Raw genomic sequence first — 20,523 nt, 5'->3', positions numbered from 1 at the left:
TCGATCCGCATCGCCTCTTCAGCGAGAACTACTGCACATAGCCGAACATGGATTTCACCTCGAGGAAGTCCTCAAAGCCGTAGCGACCCCATTCGCGGCCGTTGCCGGACTGCTTGTAGCCGCCGAAGGGCGCGGCGAGGTCTCCGCCTGCGCCATTGATGTGCACCATGCCGGCGCGGATCTGCCGGGCGATCCGGCGAGCCCGCTCCGGGTCACCCGAGGTGACGTAGCTCGACAGGCCGTAGACCGTATCGTTGGCGATCGCGATCGCTTCCTCCTCGCTGTCATAGGGAATGATCGAGAGGACAGGCCCGAAGATCTCCTCGCGGGCGATCGTCATGTCGTTCGTAACGTCGGCGAACACGGTGGGGCGGATGTAGTAGCCTTTCTCGATGCCTTCAGGACGCCCGGGCCCGCCGGCCACAAGGGTGGCGCCTTCCTTGATCCCGGCTTCGAGCAATCCCTGGATCTTGTCGAACTGGGTCTTGCTCACGACCGGACCGATGGTGGTGCCTGGAGCGCGTGGATCCCCCGCGACGGTCGCCTCCGCGATGCGCTTGGCGATGGCGGCCGCTTCATCCTGGCGGCTGCGCGGCACGAGCAGGCGGGTGGGAGCATTGCACGATTGGCCGCTGTTGTTGAAGCAGCCCCGGGCTCCGTGGGTGATCGCCGCCTCGAGATCCGCGTCGTCCAGGATGATGTTGGGCGACTTGCCGCCGAGTTCCTGGTGCACGCGCTTGACCGTGTCGGCGGCCGCCTTGGCGACCAGGATGCCGGCGCGGGTCGAGCCGGTGAACGACACCATGTCGATGTCCGGATGGCGGGAGATGGCCTCTCCGACCGTCGGGCCGTCGCCGTTGACGAGGTTGAACACACCCGCGGGCACGCCGGCCTCGTGCATGATCTCAGCGAAGAGCATTGACGATACCGGGGCGATCTCGCTGGGCTTGAGCACCATGGTGCAGCCGGTGGCGAGCGCGGGCACCACCTTGCAGGTGACCTGGTTCATCGGCCAGTTCCAGGGGGTGATGAGGCCTACGACGCCGATCGGCTCGCGCACCACGAGGGTGTTGTTGACCACCTCTTCGAATTCCATCGCCTTGAGCACGGCGATGCCCTGCGCGATGTGCCCGTGCCCGGCGCCGACCTGCGCCTCCCGGGCGAAGCCGAGGGGCGCCCCCATCTCCTTCGAGATGGCATCGGCCATCTCGTCGGCGCGCCTGAGATAGACCGATAGGACGGCCTCAAGGAGGTCGATGCGCTCCTGGCGGCTGGTCCGGGAGAAGGATGCGAAGCCGCGCCGCGCCGCGCCGACGGCCTGATCGACGTCAGCCGCCGTGCCGAGCGAGATCCTGGCGAAGGCCTCCTCGTCGGCGGGGTTGATGACGTCGAGGGTCGGGCGGCCTTCCGGCCGAACCCAGCGACCGTTGATATAGAAGGACAGGTATTCTTGCATGGATCTGGTGCCTCCGCGCTGGCCGTCATGACGGGCTCTGGCTCCATCATGCTCAAAATTCTATCCAGCACCAGCCCCAAATGGCGGCATTTAGAGGTAAGGCGGCGTGCAGGCGCTGACCACTTCGCAGATCTCTGTGCCAATGTTGCGGAAGCGGTGGGGGATCCGGCTGTCGAAGAGATAGGCGTCGCCTGCCCGCAGGACCTGGACCTGGCCGCCGACGGTGACCTCGAGCTCGCCCGAGATGACGATGCCGCCCTCGTGTGAGGCGTGTTCCAGCATGGTCGGGCCCGTGTCGGCGCCGGGCTCATAGCGCTCGTGGAGGATCTGGAGCCCGTGCTCCCGCGCATTCCCGACCTGGCGGAGGGTCATGCGCTTGTTGGTCTTGCCGTTGATGCTGCCGAGCTTGGACGTGAGGTCGATCAGCTCGTCGGGCGCGTAGAAGACCTTGTGCTTCTCCCGTGTCGTCTCCTGGAAGAAGTCGGCCATGGTCATCGAGACGCCGCCGAGAATCTTTCTCAGGGAGGCCACGGAGGGGCTGTTCCGGTTCTGCTCGATCATCGAGATCAGGCCATGGGTCACGCCGGCGCGGATCGCGAGATCGCGCTGCGACAGACCGGCCGCAAGCCTGATTTCTTTCAGCCTCGCGCCAACATCAAATTCCATTGACCCTCCGAGTCACTGCGGGAGCATCTTGCCATGCTCAAAATTTTAAGCAAAGCTGCGATTGTTCAACGATGATCTATTCAGTGAATACCGGGAGTCTCCTGATGAGCGCAACAACCACCCTCGGGGCCCGCCACAAAGCCGCCGTGCCCCGCGGCGTCGCGACGAAGGACCTCTACGTCGCGAGAGCCGAGAATGCAGAGCTCTGGGACGTGAACGGCAAGCGCTACATCGACTTCGCGGCCGGCATCGCGGTTCTGAACACCGGCCACCGCCATCCCGACGTGATGGCGGCCGTCCGGGCCCAGACGGAGGCCTTCACCCATACCTGCTTCCACGTGGCGCCCTACGAGAGCTATATCGGACTCGCCGAGCGGCTGAACGGGCTGACGCCCGGCAGCTTCGACAAGAAGACGATGCTGGTCACGACGGGCGCGGAGGCCGTGGAGAACGCGGTCAAGATTGCCCGCGCTGCTACCGGCCGCTCCGCCATCGTGGCCTTCAGCGGCGGCTTCCACGGCCGCACCATGATGGGCATGGCGCTGACCGGCAAGGTCGCTCCCTACAAGAAGGGATTCGGGCCGTTCCCCGCCGAGGTGTACCACGCGCCTTATCCGAAGACCTATCACGGCATCGACGTGGAGCGGGCCCTGTCCGGCGTGCGGGACCTGTTCCTGTCCGACGTGGATCCGTCCCGAGTCGCCGCCTTCATCGTCGAGCCGGTGCAGGGAGAGGGCGGCTTCTACATCGCCCCTCCGGAGTTCCTGCGCGGCCTGCGCGAGATCTGCGATCAGCACGGCATCCTCCTGATCGCCGACGAGATCCAGACCGGCATCGCGCGCACCGGCAAGATGTTCGCCATCGAGCACGCCGGTGTCGTGCCGGACCTCGTCACCATGGCGAAGGGGTTGGGCGGCGGCTTCCCGCTCGCGGCCGTGACAGGACGGGCGGAGCTGATGGATGCGGCAGGACCTGGTGGCCTCGGCGGGACCTATGGCGGCTCGCCGATCGGCATCGCTGCGTCCCACGCGGTCCTCGACGTGATCGAGCGCGAGAAGCTGTGTGACCGGGCAATGGAGCTCGGCAACCTCTTCCGCGAGCGGCTCGACGGTCTTGCGCGGCGGAATGAGTTCTCCTGCATCGGCGACGTGCGCAACCTCGGTGCCATGATCGCGATCGAGCTGGTGAAGGACCGCCACACCCGCGAACCCGATGCCGCGCTGACGTCCGCGCTCGTGGCCAAGGCCCAGGAGAAGGGGCTGATCCTCCTCTCCTGCGGCGTGGACGCGAACATCATCCGCATCCTCACGCCGCTCACGATCCCGTTCGAGCAGGCCCGGGAGGGGCTCGACATCCTGGAGGAGGCGCTCGGCGAGGTCGTCGGCTCCGCCCTTACCACCGCAGCCTGACATCCACCGCATATCGTTGGCGGGCTCCCCGCCAGGGAGGCCGCCGATGACCTTCACTCCGGATGCGCGGATCAACCTGAACCGCCTCCTCGCCGATCTCGACCGGTCCGCCGGAATCGGAGTCGGGCGGGAGGGCGGACTGTCCAGGCTCGCCCTGAGCGATGCCGACCGGGAGATGCGTGATCTCTTCGTCGGTTGGTGCCGCGAGGCGGGCCTTGCCGTGTCGGTCGACGAGGTCGGCAACATCTTCGGGCGGCGCGCCGGGCGGGAAGACGATCTGCCGCCGGTGCTGATGGGCAGCCATCTCGACACGCAGGCCAATGGCGGGCGCTTCGACGGCATCCTTGGGGTGCTCGGCGCGCTCGAGGTGGTCCGCATGCTCAACGATCTCGGGCATGTCACCCGGCGTCCGATCGAGATCGTGAACTGGACGAACGAAGAGGGTGCACGCTTCTCGCCCCCCATGCTCGCCTCCGGCTGCTTCGCCGGGGAATATGCCGTGGAGTGGGTGCACGAGCGGCCGGCCGACGACGGTGCGACGTTCGGTAGCGAGCTCCAGCGCATCGGCTATCGTGGATCCGTGCCCGCGGGCGGGCGCGTTCCCGATGCCTATTTCGAGCTCCACATCGAGCAAGGGCCCATTCTCGATGCGGAGAAGGTCCAGGTCGGGATCGTCACCCATGCCTATCGCTCTCACGGGTTCCTCGTCGAGTTCCATGGCGAGACCGCCCATACCGGGCCGTGGCCGATGGAGAAGCGGCGCAACGCTCTCGTCGCCGCCGCGCGGCTGCTCGTCGGCGTCGACGACATCGGGTGGGAGTTCGCGCCGAGCGGCGGAAAGGCGACTGCCGCCCGGCTGGTCGCATGGCCCAACAAGACCGGCATCCTCTCCGACTGGTCGCAGGCCGTCTGCGACGTGCGGCACGATGATCCGTCCAACGCCGACAGCATGGCCGGTAAGGTCGTCGTGGCGGTCGAAGCCGCAGCTGCGCGTGCGGGCTGCGAGGCCAGAATCCTGGACCGCTGGACCTGGGGAGGTCGGATCTTCGACGATGCCCTCGTCGACTCGATCAGGTCCCATGCGGGGGGCCTCGGATATACCCACCGCGATCTGCCCAGCCAGGCGGGCCACGATGCATATTTCCTCGCCCGAATCTGCCCGACCGCGATGATCTTCACGCCGTGTCGCGATGGCATCACCCACAACAATGCCGAATTCGCGGCTCCGGACGACATCGAGCCCGCTGCGAACGTCCTGCTGCATGCTCTGGTTGAGCGCGCGGATCGCTGAGCCCGGACCTGCACACATCAACAGAACGATTCCGAAAAGGAGAGGGGGATTATGAGCTTCAAGTGCACCGTTCCGGCTGTTCCGACAGTCCAGCAGGATGACGCCGACGTCCGGATCACGCGGTGGGATTTCGCTCCCGGCGCCGTGACGGGCTGGCACCGCCACGAATGGCCGTACTTCGTTGTCATGCTGGTCGACGGAACGCTCCGCATTCACAACGGCGAGAACGCCACCGACATACCACTCGTGGCGGGGCAGGCCTATTCGCGCAAATCCGGGATCGAGCACGACGTCATGAACGGCTCCGACCACCCGATCGCGTTCATCGAGATCGAGATCAAACGCCCCGAGGCATTCGCAATTTCGGCGTGAGAAGCATCATGCGGGTGCGAGAACTCGGCCCGGATTGAGAATTCCTTTCGGGTCGAGGGCATGCTTGAGCGTCCTCATCAGGTCGAGCTCCGCCTCCGTGCGGCTCATTCCGAGATAGGGACGCTTGAGAACCCCGATGCCGTGCTCGGCCGAGACTGTGCCGCTCACCTCGGCGACCACGCCGTAGACGACCTCGTTCATCGCCCGGCCGACGGCGTCGTCATAGCTCTCGTCGCACAGCGAGAGATGAATGTTGCTGTCCGCCACGTGACCGAACACGATGAGCGTCGCGTTCGGCCAGCGGGCGCAGCGCTGCCGCAGCAGATCGACGGCCTCCGCCATCCGGGAAAGGGGAATGCTCACGTCGAAATGCGATCCCTCGGGAAGGACCCGGCCGAACTCGTAATTGGCTTCGCGGTAGGCCCAGAACTTCTTTCGGTCGTTGCCCGATTGGGCGACGAGGGCGTCCTTCAGCACGCCGTCGTCGATGAACTCGGCGAGGGCTTCGCCAAATGCGTCCTCAGCTCCGGGATCCTCGCCCATCGCGGCCTCGATCAGCAGCGTGATCTCGTGACGGTCGGCGAAGGGCTGGGTGAGGCGCGAGCGATCGATCGCGACGTCCATGTATTCCCGCCACATGGCCTCGAAGACGAGAAGTCGCCCGGGAAAGCGGCTGTCGAAACGGCGCAGGACCGCAAGCGCGTCCCCGAAGCTGTCGACGGCGCAGAGCGCGGATGTCAGGCCTTTCGGGCTCGGGTGCAGCGCGAGCACGACGCGGGTGACGATCCCGAGCGTTCCTTCGCTGCCGATGAACAGCTGGGTCCAGTCGTAGCCGGCATTGTTCTTCATCATCTTGTTTAGCGAGCGCAGCACGCGGCCATCCGCCAGAACGACTTCGAGGCCCAGCACGTTGCGGCGGGTCATGCCGTAGCGAAGAACCTGGTTGCCGCCGGCATTGGTCGCAACATTCCCGCCGATGGTGCACGTGCCGCGTGCGCCGAGATCGATGCCGCACAGAAAGCCCGCTTCCTCGGCGGCGGATTGGATGACCGCAAGAGGCGTGCCCGCGAGAGCCGTCAGCGTGGCGCTGTCGCGGTCGATCTCCTCCACGCCCGTCATCCGTTCGAGCGAAAGCGCGATCTCGTTCTCCTGGGGATTCGCGCCGCCCGCCAGGCCTGTCATGCCGCCCTGCGGAACGACTCTGTGGCCGTGCGCGTGGCAAATCGCCAGGCACCGTGACACCTCCTCTGTCGAGCGCGGGAGGAGCAGGGCGAGGGGCGCATGCTGTCTGGCGCCGCTCGCGTCGCCGAAATTCCTGTCGGGAATGTCGCTCCCGATCCTGACGCATTCCCGTCCGAGTGCCGTGAGCAAGGCGTCGAGAACCGCGGTCATGAAAGTCTGCTCCTCGGCATGGGAAGTGGGGATCGGCCGGCCATCGGACCTAATCCGCTTAAAATTCTATACATCGCTGAGTGACGGCGTTGCCAGAGGGCTCCTGCCTCTCTCACAGGCATTTCGCCAGTTTTATGCATTGCCTCTGTGCAAAAAATTATCACAGAGGAGGGTGCTTGCTACTGGGAGTTGATTGCCATGCTCAGAATCTTGAGCAACTCTAACGTTAGGGAACACAATAATCCGAATATGGCGGGAAGATTTCAATGGGCTTCATGATCGGGCGAGACCCTGGCCTTGGGACGAGCATGCCGACTCTGGCGCGTCGCGCAGCTCCCCACGCATCTGCCTCGCCCGGTTATCGCATTCGGACGATCTGACGGATTCCGGGCTCGGCGCCTGCCGCTCTCGGAAGCAGTGCGCAGACGCCAGCCCTTCGCTTCACCGGCAACGGACCACGATTACTGCGCAGACGCTCCGCTCGAGGAAGCTCTGCCGACACGGGAGAGGGAACATGCAGAAGGCTGATACGATCATCTCCGGAGGCAGAATCTTTTCAGGCCTCGCGGAGGGGTTCGTCGAGGCGCTCGCCATCGGCGGCGACCGTATCCTGGCGGCCGGCAGCGTCGCGGATGTGGAGGCCCTGCGCGGTCCCTCGACCCGTGTGATCGATCTCGCCGGACGGGTGGCCATCCCCGGACTGAACGACGCGCACATGCATCTCCTTCCGCTTGGGCTCGGGATGCAGGAGGTGAACCTTCGTCCGGAGGAGGGCGTCACCAGCATGGACGAGCTCCTGCGCCGCATCGGCGAGGCCGCGAAGTCGAAGCCCGCAGGTGCGTGGATCACCGGCCGCGGATACGATCACAACGAACTTGCGGAGGGGCGCCATCCGACTGCCGAGGAGCTCGATCGCGTGGCTCCGAACAATCCCGTCTACATCAAGCGCACCTGCGGTCATGTCGGCGTCATCAACACCCTCGCGATGCGCGAGGCCGGAATCGGCCACAACACGCCGAGCCCCGATGGAGGGCTGATCGAGCGCCGTGACAACAAGCTTACGGGCCTCGTGGCCGAGCTTGCCATGCGCCTCATCGTGAACGCGATGCCGAAGCCGTCGAAGGACGAGCTCGTCGCGGCGATCGAGCGGGCAGGAGGCTATATGCTCTCGCAGGGCTTCACGAGCGTCATGGACGCAGCCGTGGGCATGCTGGCGGGCATGGATGAAATCGCCGCCTATGAGGAGGCCGCCGCCAACGAGCGCCTCCCCGTGCGTACCTGGGTCTGCATCTACGGCAACGCGGACGGAATCGGGGACGAAGCTCACGCGGCGGGCTACCGCTTCGGCCGCGAGGTGGGCTTCCTGCGATACGGCGCCATGAAGGTCTTCGGCGACGGCAGCGCCGGCGGGCTCACCGCCGCCATGAGCGAGCCGTACGTGGTCGGCGACCCGGAGAACCGCGGCATCTTCTGCTACACCGATGCGGAGATGCACAGCTACCTCGCGCATTATCACAAGCTCGGATACCAGCTCGCGATCCACGCGATCGGCGATGCGGCGATCGAGCAGGTGCTCACCGGCATCGAGAAAGCCGCAACGCCGGATCAGCCGATCACCGGCCGCCGTCACCGGATCGAGCATTGCGGCTTCCTCACGGACGGGCAGCTCGCCCGCATGGCGGCGGCAGGAATCGAGCCCGTGCCGCAGCCTCTCTTCATGTACGAGTTCGGCGACCTCTACGTGCACAATCTCGGCGAGAAGCGTGCGAGCGCCGCCTACCCGATGAAGAAGTGGCTCGATGCCGGCCTCCATCCGGCCGCGAGCTCGGACGCGCCGGTCTGCGCCACCAATCCGTTCCAGAACCTTTTCACCATGGTCACACGGCAGACGAAGCGCCACACGGAGATCGGCGGGGGCGAAAAGCTCACGATGGAGGAGGCGGTCCACGCCTACACCTATTGCGGCGCCTACACGCAGTTCGCCGAGAACGATCTGGGCCGCCTGGTCCCGGGGCAACTCGCCGACGTCGCGATCCTGTCACACGACGTCTTCGCCGTCGCGCCGGAGACCGTCGAGAAAGACGTCCGCTGCGACATGACCATTCTTGGCGGCAAGGTGGTCTACGACCGTGAGGGCCAACTCGCCACCGCGGCGGAATAGGACGGTCTGTCATGCTGCGTCACACGCTCGAGCGACTGCTCCTCGCTGTGCCCGTTCTCTTCGGGGTTCTCCTCCTCGGCTTCTTCCTCATGCAGGTCGTTCCGACGGATCCGGCCATCGTGCGCGCGGGTCCGACGGCCAGCATGGAGGTGATCGAGGCGATCCGTCAGGAACTCGGCCTCAACGAGCCGCTCTGGAAGCAGTTCTTCATCTATATCGGCCGGCTGCTCCAGGGTGATCTCGGGGTATCGATCATCAACAACGTTCCGGTCACGCAGGAGCTCGGAACGACCATCGGCCCGACGCTCGAGCTGATGCTCGCCTCCCTCATCTGGGCCATTCCGCTCGGCATCGCGATGGGAACCGTCGGCGCCTACTACCGCGGCACCTTTCTCGACCGCATCATCATGGCGGCGTCCGTGGCCGGCGTGTCGATCCCGGTGTTCTTCCTCGGCCTGACCCTGATCTGGTTCCTTGGGTTCCAGTACCAGCTCCTGCCGTTCACCGGACGCCCGGGTCCAATCTGGACCTGGGAAGGATTCAAGGCCGTCATCATGCCGGCGATCACGCTCGGCGGCGTCTTCGTCGGCCCGGTCGCGCGCATGACCCGGTCCTCGGTGCTCGACGTCCTGGGAGCCGATCACGTCCGCACCGCCCGCGCGAAGGGTCTGCCGGAGCGCACAGTGGTGTCGCGCCACGCGCTGCGCAACGCCCTCGTGCCGGTGGTGACGCTCATCGGCCTTCAGATCGGCTTCCTGCTCGGCGGAGCGGTCGTGACCGAGACCGTGTTCAGCTGGCCGGGCATCGGCCGGCTCGCGGTGGGCGCGATCCTCTCCAGCGACCTGCCGATGGCGCAGGGAACCATCATCGTCCTATCGCTCGGCTTCATCCTCGTGAATCTGGCCGTGGACGTCCTTTACGCAGTGCTTGATCCGAGAGTGAGGGGCGCATGAGCGACGGCGTCGTGATCCCACAAAGTCCCGCGAGCGTGCCGCAGCCCGAGGCCGAGCGGATCGTCCGCCGCCCTTCGGTTCTGCTTCTGCTGTTGCGGGAGCCAAGCGCCTGCGTGGCCCTTTTGACGGTGGTCCTCATTCTGCTCGCGGCTCTTTTCGCGCCGTGGCTATCACCCGGAGATCCTTACGGCGGCGACCTCGCTCTCACGCTGCAGCCGCCCGGCGAGCTTGCCCTGCTGGGAACAGACGGGCAGGGGCGGGACATGATCACCCGCCTGCTCTACGGCCTGCGGACGACGCTCCTGATCGGGTTCGCGGCAGTGGCCTTCGGCTGCGGCATCGGCGCGGTCGTCGGTTTCGCCGCGGCCTATTATCCGAGGCTCTCGGGGCTCCTGATGCGGCTGATGGACGTGCTGCTGTCCTTCCCGGCCATTCTCTTCGGCCTCGCTATCGCGGCGATCTTCGGTCCGGGCCTGACATCCGTGATCATCGCGCTGTCGATCGCCACCGTCCCGCTGATGGCCCGCGTCGTGCGCGGCGCCGCGATCGTCGTCATGCAGCAGGACTATGTCGAGAGCGCCCGGTCTCTGGGCATGAGCGACTCGCGCCTCATCCTGAAGCACCTCCTGCCGAACTGCCTTTCGGCGATCTTCGTCTTCGTCACTCTGCGCTTTGGCCAGGTCATCCTTCTCGGGGCCGCCTTGTCGTTCATCGGCCTGGGCGCTCAGCCGCCGACCGCGGAACTCGGCGCCATGGCGGCGGACGGGCGCAACTTCCTGTTCTTCGCGCCGCACGTCTCGGTCCTTCCGAGCCTGCTCATCTTCATCATCGTGCTTGCGTTCAACGTTCTTGGGGATGCGCTTCGGGACGCACTGGACCCGAAGCTCAACAAATAAACTGCCAGAGGAGAACCAGAGAATGTCCAAAGCCTTGAAGTCCCTGCTCATCGCCGGCGCTGCCGCGCTCACGGTCGGCTCCATGCCGGCCTCCGCGCAGCAGGGCAACGCGCTCACGATCCTGCGCGTCATCGACGCCGACAAGTACGATCCGATCCGCTCCACCGCGACGGCCGCGGCGGAAATCGTCTACATGCTCGCCGACACGCTGGTGAGCATCGACTTCGACATGAAGACCATCAAGCCGCTGCTCGCGAAGTCATGGACGATCTCCGAGGACGGCAAGACCTACACGTTCAAGCTCCGCGACGACGTGAAGTTCTGCGACGGTCGCCCGATGAAGGCCGAGGACGTGGTCTACTCGCTGAAGCGCTGGACCGATCCTGCTTCCAAGTCGCCCGTTTCGTTCCGCGGCGGCCCGGTCAAGGACATCAAGGCCACCGACGACTACACTGTCGTCTACGAGCTGAAGGAGCCCTATGCGGACCTGATGTTCCAGCTCGGCCTGTCGTTCGCCTCCATCATCGACAAGGCGAGCGTCGAGAAGCTCGGCGAGAATTTCGGCGTGCAGGGCTTCAACGCCACCGGCCCCTATTGCTGGGTCAGCTGGACGCCGCGTCAGGACTTCGTGATGAAGAAGAACCCCCACTACGCCTGGGGTCCGGAGATCTACAAGAACCCGAAGCCGCAGGTCGAGCAGATCGTGTGGCGGGTAATTCCGGAGCAGAACACCCTGATGGCCGCCATGCAGGCCAAGCAGGCGGATGCGACCTATTACATGCCCTACATCGCCATCGACACAATCTCCCGCGTGCCGGGCATGAAGGTGCAGCAGCAGAAGAACTACATCTATGACGCCTTCATGGGCTTCAAGGTGGACAAGCCGGTCGTGAAGGACGAGGCGATCCGCAAGGCCGTGAACATGGCGACCAACAAGGATGCCATCGCCAAGGCGGTCTATTTCGGCAAGGGCGCGCCCATGCAGTCGCTCCTGAACCCGAGCGTGCTGGACTACGACGCGAAATCCGCTTCCCTGATGCCGAAATTCGATCCCGCGGCGGCCGCGAAACTCCTCGACGAGGCGGGCTGGAAGCCCGGATCGGACGGCATCCGCGAGAAGGACGGGCAGAAGGCGACCTTCACGGTCTACGGCCTGCGCAATGCCGTCAATCCGCGCATCTCCGAGGCCATGCAGGCGGATCTTCGCAAGATCGGCATCGACATGAAGATCCAGCTCTGGGACGCCACGGTGGGCTGGGGCAAACTCGCGACGCAGGAATTCGACGCCTTCTACATGTCGTATCCCTATGTGACGGCGAACGAGGCCCTCAACCTCTACTTCCGCAGCACGCAGACGCCGACCCCGAACCGGATGAACTGGAAGAATGAGAAGACCGACCAGCTTCTCGCCACCGCCACGACCGCAACCGACGACAACACCCGCAAGGGCGCCAATGCGGCCGTCCAGCAGCAGCTCACGGATGCGAGCGTTTGGGTGCCGCTGGTGTCCGAGCCGATGTGGCTCGTCACCGGCGACCGCGTCGAGGGAGCCAAGCCGCACGGCGTCTACGGGGCCGGCCTCTACAAGGGCCTCGACATCACACTGAAGCGCTGAGCGCAAGAGACGGAATGACATCCATGACCATCACCGTCATCAAGAATGCGTCCTTCGTCGTTGGATGGGACGCCGACCACAGCAGGCATACCTACATCCCGGGCGGCGACGTCGCATTCGAGGACGGTGAGATCATCTTTGTCGGGCGGGGCTATGAAGGTCCCGCCGATGAAACCGTCCACGGGGCCGGGCGCATGGTCATGCCCGGCCTCGTCAACATCCATTCCCATCCGTCGAGCGAGCCCTTGAACAAGGGCTTCCTCGACGAGACCGGATCGCCGGCGCTCTACAACTCGTCGCTCTACGAATACATGACGATCCTGCGCCCGGAGCCGGAGGCGGTCGCCGATTGCGTGCGCGTCGCCTATTCGGAGCTTCTCCTGTCCGGGGTGACGACCCTCACGGACATGTCCGTCTCCCATCCGGACTGGCTCGACCTGGCGGCACAGAGCGGCCTGCGGATCTGCCTTTCGCCCATGTTCCGGTCCGCCGCCTGGGGCACCCGCAACGGCCACCTTGTGGAGTACCAGTGGGACGAAAAGGCCGGCGAGAAGGCCATGCAGCAGGCCCTCGACCTGATCGACAAGGCCGAGGCTCACCCGAGCGGCCGCCTGTCGGGCATGGTGAGCCCGTCCCAGATCGACACCTGCACGCCGGACCTGATCCGGGAGAGCCACGCGGAGGCGAAGCGACGGGGATTGCCGTGGCAGATCCATGCGGCGCAGTCCACGGTCGAGTTCCACGAGATCACCCGCCGCCATGGCCTGAGCCCGGTCCAATGGCTCGAGAGCCTAGGCGTCCTCGGCAATTCCAGCATCATCGGCCACGGGATCTTCCTCGACGACTATCCGCGCGCCGGCTGGCACAGCCGCGACGACCTCTCCATCCTCGCCGAGACCGGGACGTCGGTGGCCCATTGCCCCACGGTGTTCCTGCGGCGCGGTATCGCCATGAAGGATTTCGGCCGCTATCGCCGCGCCGGGGTGAACATCGGGCTCGGCACCGACACCTATCCGCACAACATGCTCGAGGAGATGCGCCACGTGGCCTATGTGGCGCGGCTGATGGCGGAGAGCCCCCGGACTCTCACGACCACCGATCTTTTCGAGGCGGCCACGGTCGGCGGGGCACGGGCCCTGCTGCGCGACGACATCGGTCGCCTGGCGCCGGGCTGCAAGGCGGACCTGGTCCTCGTCGACGTCACTCATCCCATGATGCAGCCGGTTCGGGACCCGGTCCGGAGCCTCATCTACGCGGCGGCGGAACGCGCCGTCGATACGGTTTTCGTCGACGGCCGCCGGGTCGTCGAAGGGGGCAGGGTGGTCACCCTCGACTACGAAGAAGCTGCCCTTCGGCTAAGCGAAGCTCAGCGGCGGACGGAGGAGATCGCCCCGTCCCGTGACTACGCCAACCGCCCGGTCAGCGCCTATTCACCCCTGACCTTTCCGCTCGCGTAACGGAGACGGCATGTCCGAAACCATCCTCGACATCCGCGGCCTGGTCACGGCCTTCAACACCCGCAACGGAGCGATCCGCGCCGTGGACGGCATCTCGCTGTCCGTCAGGAAGGGCACCACCCTCGGAATCGTCGGCGAGAGCGGCAGCGGCAAGAGCATGCTGTCCCTGTCCGTCATGGGCCTCGTCCCGCCGCCGGGGCGGATCGCGGAGGGGCAGGTCCTGTATCGCGGGACGGATCTGACGAAGCTGTCGGCGGCGCAGATGCGCGACCTGCGCGGCAATCGCATCGCGATGATCTTCCAGGAGCCGATGACGAGCCTCAACCCGGTTCATACGGTAGGTTTCCAGATCATCGAAGCGCTGCGGGCGCACCGCAAGGAATCGCCCGCGCGCCTGAAGGAGGAGGCGATCGAGGCCCTGCGCAAGGTCCGCATCCCGTCTCCCGAGCGCCGGTTCGACGAATATCCGCACCAGCTCTCCGGCGGCATGCGCCAGCGCGTGATGATCGCGATGGCCCTCGTCTGCAAGCCCGACCTTCTCATCGCGGACGAGCCCACGACGGCGCTCGACGTCACGATTCAAGCGCAGATCCTGGAGCTTCTGCGGGAACTCCAGGCCGAGACCGGCATGGCGATCATCCTGATCACCCACGATCTCGGCGTGGTCGCACAGGTCGCCGACGAGGTGGCGGTGATGTATGCCGGAAAGGTGGTGGAGCGGGCGCCGGTCAGCCGGATCTTCCAGGATCCGCAGCACCCCTACACGATCGGCCTCATGGGCTCCATGCCGCGGATGGAGGAGGACGTGGATCGCCTCGTCTCCATCTCGGGGGTCGTGCCGCCGCCCTTCCGTCTGCCGCCCGGCTGCCGGTTCAATCCGCGCTGCCCGTTCGTCGGCAGCGAATGCCGCGTCGAGCAGCCGGCCCTCGCAGCCATGACCGATACCCATGCCGTCGCCTGCTGGAAGGCTCCGCTGGAGGAACACGTATGACCAAGCCGCTCCTCGAGCTGGAGGACATCCGCAAGCTCTATCCGGTAAAGAAGGGCCTGATCATCCAGAAGGAGGTCGGCACCGTCCGCGCCGTGGACGGGGTGAGCTTCCAGCTGATGCCCGGCGAGACGCTCGCCGTCGTCGGCGAGAGCGGCTGCGGAAAGTCCACGACTGCGCGGCTCGCCATGCGCCTGATCGAGCCGACCTCCGGAACCATCCGCTACGACGGCCAGGACATCACCAAGGCGACGCGCCAGGACATGCGGCGCCTGCGCCGCGACATGCAGATCATCTTCCAGGACCCGTATTCGAGCCTCAATCCGCGCATGACGGTCGAGGAGATCATCGCGGAGCCGATGGTCGTTCACAATGTGGGCGATCGGGCCTCGCGGCGGGACAGGGTGCGGGAGCTCCTGCGCCTCGTGGATCTGGCGCCCTACCATGCGGACCGCTATCCGCACGAGTTCTCGGGCGGCCAGCGGCAGCGCATCGGCATCGCGCGCGCCCTCTCCGTGTCGCCCCGTCTCATCGTCTGCGACGAGCCGGTCTCGGCCCTCGACGTGTCGATCCAGGCGCAGATCGTGAACCTCCTGAAGGATCTCCAGAAGGAGTTCGGGCTCACTTATCTGTTCATCTCCCACGGTCTCGCAGTGGTGAAGCACGTCTCAGACCGGGTTGCGGTGATGTACCTCGGTCAGATCGTCGAGATCGCCGACAAGAAGAACCTCTACGACAATCCGCGCCATCCCTATACCCAGGCCCTGCTGGCGGCCGCCCCCGAGCCGGACCCCTCCCGCCGCACGGCCATGAAGAGCCTGGGGGGCGATCTTCCGAGTCCGCTCAATCCTCCGTCCGGATGCCGGTTCCACACCCGCTGCCCGCTGGCGCAGGAGCGCTGCCGCTCCGAAGTCCCGGCCCTTCGGGAAATCGAGCCCGGGCACCGGGCCGCTTGCCATTTCGCCGAGAGCGTGCCTTCCTTCACGCGCTTCCGGAACGGAGAGGGGATTCACCCGCGCCTGCAGGAAAGGCTGGCGCTCTATGCCCGCCACAAGGCAGCGCTGGCATCCGTCAACGCATAACAGACAGATTTTTCAAGGAACGCCGCAGATCATGAACGGTGCCGACCGCCTTTGCGAGGAGCTTCTCGCGAACGATATCGATGTGTGCTTCGCCAATCCCGGCACGTCCGAGATGCATTTCGTGGCCGCTCTCGACCGCAAGCCGCGGATGCGCTGCGTGCTCGGCCTGTTCGAGGGCGTCGTGACGGCTGCGGCGGACGGTTATGCACGCATGGCCGACAAGCCGGCCGCAACCCTTCTGCACCTCGGCCCCGGCCTCGCCAACGGGCTCGCCAACCTCCACAATGCCAAGCGGGCCTCGACGCCGATGATCAACGTGGTCGGCGACCATGCGACTTACCATCTGCGGCACGATGCGCCGCTGACGAGCGACATCGAGAGCCTCGCGCGTCCGATGTCGCAATGGGTCCATCGCATCGAGCGGGCGGAGGATGTTGGACGCGACACAGCGGCCGCCTATGAGGCGGCGATGTCGCTGCCCGGCGTGGCGACCCTCATCCTTCCCGCCGACGCAGCCTGGGGCGAGATCCCCGAGACCCCCGTGGCGCGGACGATGCTGCCTCCCAGGACTCCGGTCGACGAGGACGCCATGCGCCAGAGCGTGGAGGCGATCCGATCGGGTCGTCGTACGGCACTGCTCCTGACCGGAAAGGCCCTGCGGGCCGATGCCCTGGAGACGGCGGCCCGCATCGCGGACGCAACGGGCGTGCGGCTCATCGCGCAGATGTCCAACGGCCGCATCGAGCGCGGGGCAGGACGCGTGCCGATCGGCACGGTGCCCTATCCTGTCGACATCGCTCTGGATGCCCTCAAGGACATCGACTGCCTCATCATGATCGGCGCACAGCTTCCGGTCGCGTTCTTCGCCTATCCGGGCAAGCCCGGCCGCCTCGTTCCCGACCAGTGCGAGGTGATCCAGCTGGCGACGCGGGCAAGCGATCTGAAGGAGGTACTGTCGCGGCTCTCCTTCGAGCTCGGCGTGAAGCGGGACGCGCCCGTCACGGTCTCGCAGCCGTGCACCGACTGGGAGACCCTGCTGGATGGGGATCTGACCGAGGATGCAATCTCGGTCGCGGTCGCGCAGTTCATGCCGGAAGGCGCCATCATCTGCAACGAGTCGCTGACCTCGGCCAGGAGGTTCTTCGGGCTCTCCCATCGCTCCGCGCCGCACGACTTCCTGTCGCTCACGGGAGGCGCCATCGGCATCGGCATTCCTCTCGCGGTGGGAGCCGCGGTCGCCTGCCCCGACCGCAAGGTCATCGGCCTGCAGGCGGACGGCAGCGGCATGTACACCGTGCAGGCGCTCTGGACCCAGGCGCGCGAGAACCTCGACGTCGTCACCATCGTCTTCGCCAACCGTAAATACGCCATCCTCCAGGGTGAGATGCGGGCGGTGGGTGCGACCGAGTTCGGGCGCAACGCCCAGCGCATGCTCAACATCGACGACCCGGCCCTGGACTGGGTCAGCATGGCGAAGGGCATGGGCGTCGAGGCCGCGCGGGCCACGACGGTCCGGGAATTCGTCGACCTGCTCAAGAGCGCCATGGCACAACGCGGGCCTTTCCTGATCGAGGCCGTGATCTGACGACCGGGACGTCGCAACCATGAAGGTCTTCATCAGCGCCGACATCGAGGGCTGCGCAGCGATCACGAGCTGGGACGAGGTCCACAAGGGTCGCTCGGGCTATGCGGAGTTCCGCGAACAGATGACGGCCGAGGTCGTGGCAGCCTGCGAGGGAGCGCGGGCCGCCGGTGCGACCGACATTCTCGTCAAGGATGCCCACGAGAGCGCCTGCAACCTGATCGTCTCGCGCCTTCCCGATTATGTGCGGATCGTCCGGGGCTGGAGCGGCCATCCTTATGTGATGATGTTCGGGGTCGACCGCTCTTTCGATGCTGCCCTCTTCATCGGCTATCACGACGCTGCGGGCACGGACGGCAATCCCCTCGCGCACACGATGAACGACAGGATCGCGAGGCTCTCGATCAATGGCGAGCTCGCGTCCGAATTCACCGTCAACGCGTACACGGCCGCGATGAACGCGATTCCAGCGGTCTTCCTATCCGGTGACGTTGGAATCTGCACGTCGGCCCGGCGCCTCGTGCCGGCCATGACGACCGTGGCGGTCAGTGAGGGTTTCGGCCGGGCGACGGTCTCCATGGCTCCGGCAAAGGCCGTGCAGATGATCCGCGACGGCGTGGAGGAGGCCTTATCGGGCGATTTCGCGCGATGCGCCCTGCCGTTGCCGGAGCGCTTCGAAGTGGTGCTCGAATTCAACAACGCAAGCGACGCCTACCGGTCGAGCTTCTATCCCGGTGTCGAGCATCCGAAGGCCTGCACGTTGCGCTTCGTCTCGAACGATTATTTCGAAGTCCTGCGGGCGATCCGCTTCATCACCCTCTGAGCCAGGATTGCTGTCCTGCGCGGGAACGCCGCCGGTGTGTCATTCCGGATACAGCCAGAGTCGTGCAAATCAGGCACTCTTAATCGTGTCCAGGATGGAGTGGCTGGGGGCAGCAGGTCCTCCCTTGGAACTGAAGCGCCTCTGCTGCAAGCGGGGCGCTTCTCTTTGACGGCGACAAGCCGCGACAAGTCCAATGGTCAAGCTTTGAGGGAGCCTCGCGGCTCCCTCCTTCTTTTTCGGTCCTGTTCAATCCGGCCAGCGCATCAGCGCCTCCGATGAACGGTTCCGGCGCCGCTCGAGCGGGGTCGCGATGATCTCGTTCGACTGCCGGGCCTTCTCGAGTTCCTCGACCAGTCGCTCGGCGACGACCTTTTCCTGGCCTGGATGGAGATTGCACGGATCGAGGTAGAAGTAGCCATGCTCGACCTCGTGGTCGCGCACGATGATCGGCGTACGCCCGGACGCGAGGGCATCGGCCAAGTCCCAGGCGGTGATGTGCGCCTCCTTGGGCTCGACGGCGACCTTCAGTCGGTCGAGAGGGTTGTTGGTCGGGTCCGGCTCGCGGATCGGGGTTACGCCCGGACGTCCCGACAGGGTCTGTTCCCAGAGCTCCAGAGAGCGCGTCTCCCGCTCGCGGATGCCCGCGTGATCCCGCGTCTCCCAGGCCTCGAGGGCCGCGATCGTGCCGACCATGCCTTCCTTGCCGACTTTCATGCCGCGCCCGATGCCGGAGTTCTGCATGTAGGCGGCGCGGACCAGGTCCTTCCGTCCGGCCACGATGCCGCCGGTCGGCCCCCCCAGGAACTTGTGGGAGGAATAGAGCGCGATGTCGGCGCCGGTCTCGAGGAACCCCTTCAGATCGTACTCGGACGCGGCATCCACGATGACCGGCACGCCGCGGGCGTGGCAGACCTCGACGAATTCTTTGAGGGGGATGAGTCCGTATTGCACGGTGTGGTGCGACACCACGAAGACCGCAGCCGCCGTGCGCTCGTTGATCGCACCTTCGAGCTGATAGCGATTGGCCGAGGTGGCCTGCCCGACCGGGACGACCTTCGCGCCGGAGAGCCGGATTCCCTGCTCGACGGGCGCGCCATAGCTGACCATGTGACCGGTCATGAGCAGGACCTCGTTCTTCAGGCCGGTCGTGTCCGGCAGCCGCTCGATCGCGGCCAGATCGCAGCCGGTCATGGCCCCCGCGACCGCGAGGGAAATTCCCGCCGAGCAGGACGCGGTGACGAAGCCGGCCTCGGTGCCGCACAGGCGCGCGATGATGCGGCTCGCCTTTCTTTGGAGGTCGCCGATCTCGACGAACTGGGGGAGGATTGCGGACACGGCCGCGACCGCCTCCGGCACGACGATCGACGCGCCGAGAGACGTCATGGTCCCCGACACGTTGATGATGGGGCGAAGGCCAAGCTCCTGGCGGATGTCTTTCTGGGTCATGGCGGGCTGAGTCTTTCCGTTTTATGTTGCCGTAATGGCTGTTATTCCATTATTGAGGAATTCTGCCGATGGATGGTGCCGCGTTGCGGTGAACCACGCTCGTTGAAGAGATCCGGGAGAAGATCGCATGGACACCAAGCTTTCCGGCGCTGCGGGCGCCCCTGCGCCCGAAAAGCGAAGCCGGGGCGTGCGCGTCAGCGGAATCGACCGGGCGCTCCAGATCCTGGATTTCCTGCAGGCCGAGATGAAGCCGGCCGGCGCCTATGCGGTTGCCAAGGCGGTCGGCGCTCCCCTGTCCACGGTCTACGTGATCATCGATGATCTCGTGGAGAAGCGGCTGCTGCAGCGGCGCAACGACGGCACGGTCTGGCTCGGCCCGCGGCTCTATCACTACGGCCTCGCCTACGCCCAGTCGCTCGATTTCCTCGACGTCGCGACGCACGAGATGCAGGACCTCTGTCGGGAGGTGGAGGAGACGATTCAGATCTGCGGGCGCGACGGCGACCACATGGTCGTGATGGCCATGGCGGACGGCCCCGGCCATTTCCGTGTGACGTCGAAGGTGGGTTCCCGCGTGCCGTTGAACTGGACGGCGTCGGGGCGACTGCTCCTCGGCCACCTGCCCGACGACGAGCGCCTTGAGGTGTTCCGGCATGCGTCGAAGGTGTCGCCGACGGGCCGCGCCAACACGGACCCGGAGGCGCTCTCGGAGGCTTCGGCATCGGCCCTGCGGGAGCGTCTGTCGATCCAGATCAATGAGTCGGATTTCTCCGTCGCCTGCATCGCGTCGCCGATCTGCGAGCCGTCGGGCGAGTGCATCGCGACGATCTCCATCGTGCTGCCGGAGCATCGGGTCGTGCAGGATCGCGACCGCTACACCAACGCAGTCCGCAAGGCGGCCGAGCGGATCGAGACGACCCTCGGCTGGCGCTGA

17 protein-coding genes are annotated in these 20,523 nt (G+C 65.8%); 13 read left to right on the top strand and 4 right to left on the bottom strand.

Going from position 1 to position 20,523, the window contains the following annotated elements; all coding sequences use genetic code 11:
* Positions 1-28: 28 nt before the first annotated feature.
* Complete coding sequence (locus tag DES45_RS20095) at positions 29-1,456, bottom strand: aldehyde dehydrogenase family protein (RefSeq protein ID WP_114771912.1); 1,428 nt, start codon at positions 1,454-1,456, stop codon at positions 29-31.
* Positions 1,457-1,546: 90 nt separating this feature from the next.
* Positions 1,547-2,122 carry a cupin domain-containing protein gene (locus tag DES45_RS20090; RefSeq protein ID WP_114771910.1) on the bottom strand — a complete coding sequence of 192 codons (576 nt, stop codon included), beginning with the start codon at positions 2,120-2,122 and terminating at the stop codon, positions 1,547-1,549.
* A 104-nt stretch (positions 2,123-2,226) separates the two neighbouring features.
* On the opposite strand from DES45_RS20090, the gene gabT reads away from it, so the two are divergent.
* From gabT to DES45_RS20075, 3 genes are read left to right on the top strand one after another with little or no spacing between them, the layout of a single operon-like run.
* Positions 2,227-3,531 (top strand): 4-aminobutyrate--2-oxoglutarate transaminase, encoded by a 1,305-nt coding sequence (gene gabT, locus DES45_RS20085; protein WP_114772051.1) that lies wholly within the window; start codon positions 2,227-2,229, stop codon positions 3,529-3,531.
* Positions 3,532-3,577: 46 nt separating this feature from the next.
* On the top strand, positions 3,578-4,822 hold the full coding sequence (locus DES45_RS20080; protein ID WP_114771908.1) for a Zn-dependent hydrolase: 1,245 nt from the start codon (positions 3,578-3,580) through the stop codon (positions 4,820-4,822).
* 51 nt (positions 4,823-4,873) lie between these two features.
* Positions 4,874-5,194: a cupin domain-containing protein gene (locus tag DES45_RS20075; RefSeq protein ID WP_114771906.1), complete on the top strand. Its 321-nt coding sequence runs from the start codon at positions 4,874-4,876 to the stop codon at positions 5,192-5,194.
* 6 nt (positions 5,195-5,200) lie between these two features.
* Here the strand turns inward: DES45_RS20075 and DES45_RS20070 are convergent, their stop codons facing one another.
* The gene (locus DES45_RS20070; RefSeq protein WP_114771904.1) at positions 5,201-6,586 is read right to left on the bottom strand and encodes an FAD-binding oxidoreductase; all 1,386 of its coding nucleotides are present in this window, start codon (positions 6,584-6,586) and stop codon (positions 5,201-5,203) included.
* Positions 6,587-7,100: 514 nt separating this feature from the next.
* On the opposite strand from DES45_RS20070, the gene DES45_RS20065 reads away from it, so the two are divergent.
* The 9 genes from DES45_RS20065 to DES45_RS20025 are packed head-to-tail and all read left to right on the top strand — an operon-like array spanning position 7,101 to position 18,143.
* Positions 7,101-8,747, top strand: a complete 1,647-nt coding sequence (locus DES45_RS20065) for an amidohydrolase (RefSeq protein WP_114771902.1) — start codon at positions 7,101-7,103, stop codon at positions 8,745-8,747.
* Positions 8,748-8,758: 11 nt separating this feature from the next.
* Positions 8,759-9,700, top strand: coding sequence for an ABC transporter permease (locus DES45_RS20060; RefSeq protein WP_114771900.1), 942 nt, complete (start codon positions 8,759-8,761; stop codon positions 9,698-9,700).
* A complete protein-coding gene (locus DES45_RS20055) occupies positions 9,697-10,596 on the top strand; it encodes an ABC transporter permease (RefSeq protein ID WP_114771898.1) in 900 nt (299 codons plus the stop codon). Before DES45_RS20060 ends, DES45_RS20055 begins: the two co-directional genes overlap by 4 nt.
* A gap of 22 nt (positions 10,597-10,618) precedes the next feature.
* A complete protein-coding gene (locus tag DES45_RS20050; protein ID WP_114771896.1) occupies positions 10,619-12,211 on the top strand; it encodes an ABC transporter substrate-binding protein in 1,593 nt (530 codons plus the stop codon).
* A gap of 14 nt (positions 12,212-12,225) precedes the next feature.
* Positions 12,226-13,668, top strand: coding sequence for an amidohydrolase family protein (locus DES45_RS20045; protein WP_210210241.1), 1,443 nt, complete (start codon positions 12,226-12,228; stop codon positions 13,666-13,668).
* Between the two features lie 10 nt (positions 13,669-13,678).
* A complete protein-coding gene (locus DES45_RS20040) occupies positions 13,679-14,659 on the top strand; it encodes an ABC transporter ATP-binding protein (RefSeq protein WP_114771894.1) in 981 nt (326 codons plus the stop codon).
* The gene (locus tag DES45_RS20035) at positions 14,656-15,738 is read left to right on the top strand and encodes an ABC transporter ATP-binding protein (RefSeq protein WP_114771892.1); all 1,083 of its coding nucleotides are present in this window, start codon (positions 14,656-14,658) and stop codon (positions 15,736-15,738) included. The genes DES45_RS20040 and DES45_RS20035 overlap by 4 nt, the downstream gene beginning before the upstream one ends.
* A gap of 31 nt (positions 15,739-15,769) precedes the next feature.
* Positions 15,770-17,323, top strand: coding sequence for an acetolactate synthase large subunit (locus DES45_RS20030; RefSeq protein WP_114771890.1), 1,554 nt, complete (start codon positions 15,770-15,772; stop codon positions 17,321-17,323).
* Positions 17,324-17,342: 19 nt separating this feature from the next.
* Positions 17,343-18,143 (top strand): M55 family metallopeptidase, encoded by an 801-nt coding sequence (locus DES45_RS20025; protein ID WP_114771888.1) that lies wholly within the window; start codon positions 17,343-17,345, stop codon positions 18,141-18,143.
* A 246-nt stretch (positions 18,144-18,389) separates the two neighbouring features.
* Here DES45_RS20025 and DES45_RS20020 read toward each other — a convergent pair whose 3' ends face one another.
* A complete protein-coding gene (locus DES45_RS20020; RefSeq protein WP_114771886.1) occupies positions 18,390-19,589 on the bottom strand; it encodes an aminotransferase class V-fold PLP-dependent enzyme in 1,200 nt (399 codons plus the stop codon).
* Between the two features lie 127 nt (positions 19,590-19,716).
* Here DES45_RS20020 and DES45_RS20015 point away from each other — a divergent pair, with 127 nt between their 5' ends.
* Positions 19,717-20,523 carry an IclR family transcriptional regulator gene (locus tag DES45_RS20015; RefSeq protein WP_114771884.1) on the top strand — a complete coding sequence of 269 codons (807 nt, stop codon included), beginning with the start codon at positions 19,717-19,719 and terminating at the stop codon, positions 20,521-20,523.

Origin of the sequence: Microvirga subterranea, assembly GCF_003350535.1 — a bacterium.
GTDB classification, from domain to species: Bacteria; Pseudomonadota; Alphaproteobacteria; order Rhizobiales; family Beijerinckiaceae; genus Microvirga; species Microvirga subterranea.
Note: the sequence above shows the minus strand (reverse complement) of the source record. Positions and strands in the feature narration are given on the sequence as shown.

Excerpts from the sequence above, each read along its gene's own strand:
- DES45_RS20095 (WP_114771912.1), bottom strand. The coding sequence starts at position 1,456 with ATGCAAGAATACCTGTCCTTCTATATCAACGGTCGCTGGGTTCGGCCG.
- DES45_RS20090 (WP_114771910.1), bottom strand. The coding sequence starts at position 2,122 with ATGGAATTTGATGTTGGCGCGAGGCTGAAAGAAATCAGGCTTGCGGCC.
- gabT (WP_114772051.1), top strand. The coding sequence starts at position 2,227 with ATGAGCGCAACAACCACCCTCGGGGCCCGCCACAAAGCCGCCGTGCCC.
- DES45_RS20080 (WP_114771908.1), top strand. The coding sequence starts at position 3,578 with ATGACCTTCACTCCGGATGCGCGGATCAACCTGAACCGCCTCCTCGCC.
- DES45_RS20075 (WP_114771906.1), top strand. The coding sequence starts at position 4,874 with ATGAGCTTCAAGTGCACCGTTCCGGCTGTTCCGACAGTCCAGCAGGAT.
- DES45_RS20070 (WP_114771904.1), bottom strand. The coding sequence starts at position 6,586 with ATGACCGCGGTTCTCGACGCCTTGCTCACGGCACTCGGACGGGAATGC.
- DES45_RS20065 (WP_114771902.1), top strand. The coding sequence starts at position 7,101 with ATGCAGAAGGCTGATACGATCATCTCCGGAGGCAGAATCTTTTCAGGC.
- DES45_RS20060 (WP_114771900.1), top strand. The coding sequence starts at position 8,759 with ATGCTGCGTCACACGCTCGAGCGACTGCTCCTCGCTGTGCCCGTTCTC.
- DES45_RS20055 (WP_114771898.1), top strand. The coding sequence starts at position 9,697 with ATGAGCGACGGCGTCGTGATCCCACAAAGTCCCGCGAGCGTGCCGCAG.
- DES45_RS20050 (WP_114771896.1), top strand. The coding sequence starts at position 10,619 with ATGTCCAAAGCCTTGAAGTCCCTGCTCATCGCCGGCGCTGCCGCGCTC.
- DES45_RS20045 (WP_210210241.1), top strand. The coding sequence starts at position 12,226 with ATGACATCCATGACCATCACCGTCATCAAGAATGCGTCCTTCGTCGTT.
- DES45_RS20040 (WP_114771894.1), top strand. The coding sequence starts at position 13,679 with ATGTCCGAAACCATCCTCGACATCCGCGGCCTGGTCACGGCCTTCAAC.
- DES45_RS20035 (WP_114771892.1), top strand. The coding sequence starts at position 14,656 with ATGACCAAGCCGCTCCTCGAGCTGGAGGACATCCGCAAGCTCTATCCG.
- DES45_RS20030 (WP_114771890.1), top strand. The coding sequence starts at position 15,770 with ATGAACGGTGCCGACCGCCTTTGCGAGGAGCTTCTCGCGAACGATATC.
- DES45_RS20025 (WP_114771888.1), top strand. The coding sequence starts at position 17,343 with ATGAAGGTCTTCATCAGCGCCGACATCGAGGGCTGCGCAGCGATCACG.
- DES45_RS20020 (WP_114771886.1), bottom strand. The coding sequence starts at position 19,589 with ATGACCCAGAAAGACATCCGCCAGGAGCTTGGCCTTCGCCCCATCATC.
- DES45_RS20015 (WP_114771884.1), top strand. The coding sequence starts at position 19,717 with ATGGACACCAAGCTTTCCGGCGCTGCGGGCGCCCCTGCGCCCGAAAAG.